General features: G+C 52.2%; 5 protein-coding genes and 1 pseudogene. 4 read left to right on the forward strand and 2 right to left on the reverse strand.

What is annotated here, in order from left to right; genetic code table 11:
- The first annotated feature begins 1 nt into the window (after window position 1).
- The 3 genes from VB712_RS09470 to VB712_RS09480 all read left to right on the forward strand — a co-directional run bounded on the left by VB712_RS09470 (window position 2) and on the right by VB712_RS09480 (window position 4,101).
- Window positions 2-1,321, forward strand: a complete 1,320-nt coding sequence (locus VB712_RS09470; RefSeq protein ID WP_323254316.1) for an ATP-binding protein — start codon at window positions 2-4, stop codon at window positions 1,319-1,321.
- Window positions 1,322-1,367: 46 nt separating this feature from the next.
- The gene (locus VB712_RS09475; protein ID WP_323254317.1) at window positions 1,368-1,910 is read left to right on the forward strand and encodes a hypothetical protein; all 543 of its coding nucleotides are present in this window, start codon (window positions 1,368-1,370) and stop codon (window positions 1,908-1,910) included.
- Between the two features lie 214 nt (window positions 1,911-2,124).
- Entirely contained in the window at window positions 2,125-4,101 is a 1,977-nt protein-coding gene (locus VB712_RS09480; protein ID WP_323254318.1) for a ShlB/FhaC/HecB family hemolysin secretion/activation protein, read from the forward strand.
- On the opposite strand, the gene VB712_RS09485 is transcribed toward VB712_RS09480, so the two are convergent.
- On the reverse strand, window positions 4,098-4,472 hold the full coding sequence (locus VB712_RS09485) for a DUF1499 domain-containing protein (protein WP_323254319.1): 375 nt from the start codon (window positions 4,470-4,472) through the stop codon (window positions 4,098-4,100). The genes VB712_RS09480 and VB712_RS09485 overlap by 4 nt on opposite strands.
- 219 nt (window positions 4,473-4,691) lie before the next feature.
- Between VB712_RS09485 and VB712_RS09490 the strand changes: the two genes are divergently transcribed.
- A complete protein-coding gene (locus tag VB712_RS09490; protein WP_323254320.1) occupies window positions 4,692-6,476 on the forward strand; it encodes a M61 family metallopeptidase in 1,785 nt (594 codons plus the stop codon).
- A gap of 170 nt (window positions 6,477-6,646) precedes the next feature.
- Here the strand turns inward: VB712_RS09490 and VB712_RS09495 are convergent.
- Window positions 6,647-6,810 (reverse strand): annotated as a pseudogene (locus VB712_RS09495) (photosystem II q(b) protein); the annotation flags it as partial.

Here is a 6,810-nt window from a genome sequence, read left to right on the forward strand (position 1 = left end):
CATGGCTGCTTCTTCTCTCCGTACCGTTCAACACCAAGCCGCCGGCCTGCTGCTCTATCAGGATGTGCTCAATCATCCTGTGGGTGAGACTTTTTTCGTGCTTTTGGATGCGCTGCAAGCGGGCCATGTGGTGGCCTGTTTACGGGCCTATGGGGCTTGGTTTCAGGCCTTGGCTGATCTGGGCCAAAATTGGTCAGGGTTTATCAAGGCGCAAATTCTCCAGGCTGATAACCCCTTTAGTCAACAGGCCCAACGGCGGCCCTTAGCAGAGATTCCCCCTGGAATTGTGGCGGGGGCTGAGGCGGATTTAATCGCCCTCCAAGGGTTGTGTGATTGTGATGCAGGGCAAATTGCCCAATGGGTGAAGACGGTTTGCAAACCCGCGATCCCCCCGATTCCCTGGGAAGGCCAGCCGGATCCGGTCAGTTTATTCGATGATCTCCCCGATTGGAGAAAGGCGATCGCCCCCCTGGCCCAGTATTACCAACGCCAAGGCGTGGGGATTTGGGGACAGTACCGCGCCCTCCGGTGGCATGGGGGGAAATTGGTGGGGGTGGCCCATCCTGATCCGATTCAATTAAGGGATCTGGTGGGTTATGAACAGCCTCAAGCCCAACTGGTGCAAAATACCGAATTTCTGCTCAACGGTTCCCCCGCCCTCCATGTCTTGCTCTACGGCAGCCGGGGATCGGGGAAATCTTCATTAGTGAAGGCGTTGGTTCAGGAATATGGCGATCGCGGCCTGCGACTGATTGAAGTGGCGAAAGGGGAGTTACAGGCCCTGCCGATGATTGTTGAGCAATTACGGGATCTGCCGCAAAAGTTTATCATTTTCGTCGATGATCTCTCCTTTGAGGAGGATGATGAAGCCTTTAAATCGCTCAAAGTCGTTTTAGAGGGGAATATCACCGCCCGTCCTGGCAATGTGGTGGTTTATGCCACCTCCAACCGCCGTCATTTGGTGCGGGAATTTTTCAGCGATCGCCCCCGCCCCCAGGATGGGGATGAGGTACAGGCTTGGGATACGGTGCAGGAAAAACTCTCCTTTAGCGATCGCTTCGGTCTCACCCTGACGTTTGGGCCAGCGGATCAGGAAACCTATTTAGCAATTGTGCGCCATTTAGCCCAAGGTTATGGCATCTCACTGCCCGACCTTGATGCCCAAGCCAAACAATGGGCCACCCGCCATAATGGCCGCTCCGGCCGATCTGCCCGTCAGTTCATCGACCACCTGCGAGCAACATTGGGTTTAGGGCAGTCAGACACCATTACGCCCATGGAAACGTCCGGGGAGGAGTTTGGCGATCGCGTACTGATGTGATCACGGTGCGATCGCCCCTCATCAAGCCAATCATCTGAAAACAATCATGGGAATCCAATTCAGGACATTACGCCACGTCCCCTTTACCCTGGTGACAACGCTGCTGCTGATCACCGCCACAATCCCCAGTCGCGCCCAAGTCAGCGGCGGCGAGCGAATTTTTGAAAATCTGCGCATGGGGTTATTCAGTCCCCCAACGGTGACATTGCGGGGGGTGAGTGGGGGCGCAATACCGCTGCGAGGTTTTGTGGAGCGGGATAGTACCGATACAGGGCTGTGTGCGGGTTTTATTGATACCCAACCGGATCACCTGCTGACGTTGGATCAATTTTTTGATTTTCTGAGCCTGGAAATTTTGAGTCCAGAAGATACAACGCTGCTGGTTCAAGGGCCGGGGGGAAGTTGGTGTAATGACGATTATGCGGGCCAGAATCCGGCGATTTTAGGGGCCTGGTTGCCGGGAACCTATCAAATTTGGGTCGGTTCCTATCGTCAAGACCGCTACCACCCTTACTTGTTACGGATTAGCCGTGATCCCGACGCACCGGATTTGAGAGAGAGTGAAACTGATCAACTCCCGAACAACTGAGTCGGCTCACAGTTTGTAATCCGTGAAATCACAGATTAGAATTGCCACAGTGATGGCTGAAGGCTGCTTCGCTACCCGGTGAAGCAGCAAAGTGGCTGAATCAATGCGGGTTGCTAAACGCTGTGGTGTCGTGGGTAGCAAGGTTGATGGGTGCAGATCCCGATTGAGGCGTAATCATGAGCACCAATTTTTTGATCTAAGGAAAAGGGAATTCATGCCAAGATTTTCGCAAATGCTGCACCATGCCCATTGCTTGGGGCTATTAGTGGGAACCTTAGGGTTGTTGGGATGGGGGGGGCAAGGGGCGATCGCCAAAAGCATTGAACCTAATTTAACCCATTGGTCAGGTGGAGATCTCGAAAAAGACCAGCCTACCTCTGACGCAACGGCTACTCCACAACAAGAGAATATTGAGGATATTTCAGCAACAACACAACAGTTTGGGCTTCTAGCGAAACCAGAGAAGGAGCAACGGACGATCCCAACCGTACCCTTTGATGATTTATTCAACTTTAATACCGCTCCTGGGCAGACTCTCCCCACCACATTACCCATTACACAAATCCCAGAAACCAATCAAGACCGCTTCCTACAACCCAATCTAGACCTACCAGAACCTCTACCCCGCGACCCAGATCAACCCCCACCCCCCCCCGAACCGGCTCCCGCTCCACCGGAACCTGCCCCAACCAACGAGTCTGAAATTTTTGTTGAAACGTTGAGCATTAGCGGCAGTAGCCTGTTTACCACCTCGGATTTTGACGAGGCGATCGTCCCCCTCCTCGGTCGTTTCGTCTCGGAAAACGAACTGCAACAGATTGCGGATCAAGTGACGGAACAATACCTGGCCCAGGGTTATATCACCTCTCGCGCAGTACTTAATCCTGAGAGTATAGGGACGGGGAACATTGAAATTCTGGTTTTGGAGGGGGGAATTGAGTCCATTGAAATTGAGGGTACTCAGGATTTGAATCCGAGTTATATTCGCGATCGCATCGCCCTCGGAACCCGCCCCCCCCTCAACACCGCCCACCTTGAAGATCAATTGCGGCTCCTGCGCAATGATCCCCTGATTGAAAATATTGAAGCCAGTTTACGCAGTGGCACAGAGCCAGCCAAAAGTATTCTTGTCGTGCGGGTGACGGAAGCCCGGCGTTTAAGCGGCAATGTTAGCCTCGATAACTATTCTCCCCCCAGTGTTGGCTCTGAACGGATGGGGGCCAATCTCAACTATCAAAACCTCACCGGAGCCGGGGATAGTTTGGGGGTGGGGTTCCGCCGCACGACGCGGGGGGGTTCCGATACGCTGGATTTTACCTATCGCTATCCCCTCAATGCGATGGATGGAACCCTACAACTGCGCACCTCCTTTAACCGTAACAATGTCGTGCAAGAGCCGTTCAATATTCTTGACATTAGCGGCAATTCTGCCCTCTATGAACTGAGCTATCGTCAGCCATTGGTGCGCAATCCCCGCACAGAATTTGCCCTTTCCACGGGGCTAACCTACCAAACGGGGCAGACGTTTACATTTGCTGGCCCCACCCCCTTTGGATTGGGGCCCGATAGTGAAGGACGCACCACCACTACGGTTTTAAAGTTTGGCCAGGATTACCTAAGCCGGGATACTCAGGGGGCTTGGGCGGTGCGATCGCAATTCAGCCTCGGCTTAGATGTGTTCAACGCCACCCGCAACCCCAACCCGCTCCCCGATGGCCAATTTCTCAGTTGGTTGGGCCAGGTGCAGCGGGCGCAAATCCTCAATACCAATAACTTTTTAATCTTCTCCACCGATCTGCAATATGCCTTTAATCCCCTCTTAGCCTCTCAGCAGTTTGTGATTGGGGGAGGGCAGTCCGTGCGAGGTTTTCGCCAAAATGCGCGGGCCGCAGACAATGGCCTACGGTTTTCCGTGGAAAATCGCCTCACCCTAGCCCGCAATGAAGCGGGGGATGCCATGGTTATCCTTGCACCCTTCCTCGATGCGGGCTGGGTCTGGAATGCCCAAAACAATCCCAATCCCTTACCCCGCCAACGGTTTATTGCTGGCGTGGGCATGGGGGTGATTTGGCAACCTGACCCCAAAATTACCGTCCGTCTTGACTATGGTTTCCCCTTAGTAAACTTAGAAGACCGAGGGCAAAATGCTCAGGATGATGGCATCTACTTCAGTATTGGCTGGCGGTTCTAACCCTGAATGCGGGCGCGGATCGCTTCCACCCGTTGACGATTGACCCCTAAATCCGATTTCCCCAACCGGGAAGCCGAACGCACATGGGTGACGTTGGCGGTGCGATCGCCATAAAACTCCACATCATCCACAAAGCCCATCAGCTTACTGGTAAATTCAGCATAGAGGTAATCCTCTGTGGCCTTGATAATTCGGGTGCGCTCCATCGATTCAATGATTTGCCGCAATTGGGGAATGGCGATCGCCGGTAAAGGCTCAATTTTTGACCCAGCGGCCAAGCTCTGGCTACAAACACAGTTAGGGGTTCCTGGGCAGGGGGCAAGTTTTCCCTGTTTCACACCTAAATTTTGCGGACGTTGACCAGAAAACATAGTATCTCCTCAAAAAAACAATCAAGCTTGATTGTAGAGGCCAGAGTCCCTCGGTATACTGCTAGAGCAATCCTCTGTGCATCATTCCCACTTGACCCCTCCGGTGAAAAAACTCCTCTGGGGTTCCATCGACGCAACATCAGTCAGATTGCCATTCAGCTTTCGAGGGTGCATTCAATATTGATCAATACCTGTTGCTAATTTTCTTTCTTCCTCTTCATGACCCACGCTACTGCTTTGTTTAACGCTGCTTCCCTCGATCAAAGGATGAGCTTGCACTATCAAGTTGCCATGCCTCTGCCCCAAAACCACTACTTCCACGTCACGCTCAAGGTGGAAGCCTGGCAGGCAACTAATCTAGAGTTGATCATGCCGGTATGGACTCCCGGCTCTTATCTGGTGCGGGAATATGCCCGCCATGTCCAGGAATTCACTGCCACTGATGGAGCCGGGCAACCTTTGCCTTGGCACAAACTCAGCAAAAATCAATGGCGTATTGATTGCTCGGATACTCCCACCATTACCGTTCACTATCGCGTCTTTGCCAATGAACTGACGGTGCGCACGAATCATCTCGATCTCACCCATGGTTATTTCAACGGTGCAGCCCTATTTTGCTATCTACCCGGCTACGAGCAACATCCCTTAACCGTGGAAATTATCCCCCCTTTTCCTGATTGGCAGATCACCACGGCATTACCGGCAAAGGGAGAGGGGTTATTTTGGGCAGCGGATTTTGACACCCTCGTGGATAGTCCCTTTGAAATTGGCCCCAATCAAATCTATGACTTTGAAGCAGAAGGCAAGCCTCATCAATGGGTGATTTGGGGGGATGGGAATTTTGACATTACCCAACTGATCCAGGATACGCAAAAAATTATCACCACAGAAGCGGCGATATTTGGGGGGCTACCCTATGATCAGTATCAATTTATTTTGCATCTCACCGCCAATAATTTTGGCGGTTTGGAGCATAAAAACTGTTGCTCGCTGATTTATTCCCGGTTTGCCCTGCGCGTTGGCGCGGGCCTTGCGGAGCAATATCGCGAGAAATACTATCGCTTTTTGCAACTGGTGGCCCATGAGTTTTTCCACCTTTGGAATGTGAAGCGAATTCGCCCCATTGAACTCGAAACCTTTGACTATACTCAGGAAAACTACACCCCTTCCCTGTGGTTTTGTGAGGGGATTACCAGTTATTACGATCTGCTTATTCCCCATTGGGCGGGAATTTATGGCGTTGATACCTATTTAGAGAGTTTGAGCCGCGATATTACCCGTTATTTACTCACGCCGGGACGGAAGGTGCAGCCCTTGAGTGAGTCTAGTTTTGATGCCTGGATTAAGCTTTATCGCCGTGATGCCCACAGTGATAATTCCCAAATGTCCTACTATCTCAAGGGGCAGTTGGTGGCGTTGTTGTTGGATTTAAAGATTCGGCAGTGCCATGATAATGGGCGATCGCTGAATACGGTAATGGTGCAAATGTGGGAGCAGTTTGGCCGGGAAGAACGGGGTTATAGTGCGGCACAGTTGGTGGCGGTACTCGAAGCAGTGGCGGGTTGTGAGTTGAGTGACTTTTTAACGCGGTATCTCCAGGGTTTGGATGAGTTACCCTTGCAGGAGTATCTACAGCCCTTTGGGTTGAAATTGGAGGCGATCGCCTCGAAAACTCCCGATTTAGGCCTACGCACTAAGGAAGAAAATGGCAGAACAGTAATTACGTTTGTGGTGGCAGATTCCCCAGCGGCGCAAGTGGGGATTGATCCGGGGGATGAGTTGGTGGCGATCGCCGGTTGGCGGGTGAATACGGAGCAATTGGAAAGCCGTTTGCAGGATTTTCAGCCGGGGGATGAGGTGGCGATCGCCTTTTTCCACGATGAGCAACTGCGCCATACCACCGTCACCCTAGGGAAACCCCAACCCAATCAATACAAACTAATCCGGCTCAAATCCCCCACCCCGGAACAAAAAGCATTATTAGCAGGCTGGCTGCGGTGTTAAATCTCCCATTCAAAGCTCTGGGGATTGATCGCTGAAATCACTACAAGGGAGCGGACTTTAGTCCGCACAACGAACGAGGAAAGCGGACTGAATATCATACCTAAAACAAAGCCCCCTCATGATTGAGGGGGCTTTATTCAGTTATGGATGAGGTTTATTCAACCCGAATCTTAACCGTTGATGGCAGGAGCGGTCAGAGCCACAGGTGCAGACTCAGCAGAAGCCAAATCTAAGGGGAAGTTGTGGGCGTTGCGTTCGTGCATCACTTCAAAACCGAGGTTAGCGCGGTTCAGGATGTCCGCCCAGGTGTTGATGACGCGACCTTGGCTATCCA

Source organism: Spirulina sp. CCNP1310 (genome assembly GCF_034932185.1).
Classification (GTDB): Bacteria; Cyanobacteriota; Cyanobacteriia; order Cyanobacteriales; family Spirulinaceae; genus Spirulina.

Excerpts from the sequence above, each read along its gene's own strand:
- VB712_RS09470 (WP_323254316.1), top strand. The coding sequence starts at position 2 with ATGGCTGCTTCTTCTCTCCGTACCGTTCAACACCAAGCCGCCGGCCTG.
- VB712_RS09490 (WP_323254320.1), top strand. The coding sequence starts at position 4,692 with ATGACCCACGCTACTGCTTTGTTTAACGCTGCTTCCCTCGATCAAAGG.
- VB712_RS09475 (WP_323254317.1), top strand. The coding sequence starts at position 1,368 with ATGGGAATCCAATTCAGGACATTACGCCACGTCCCCTTTACCCTGGTG.
- VB712_RS09485 (WP_323254319.1), bottom strand. The coding sequence starts at position 4,472 with ATGTTTTCTGGTCAACGTCCGCAAAATTTAGGTGTGAAACAGGGAAAA.
- VB712_RS09480 (WP_323254318.1), top strand. The coding sequence starts at position 2,125 with ATGCCAAGATTTTCGCAAATGCTGCACCATGCCCATTGCTTGGGGCTA.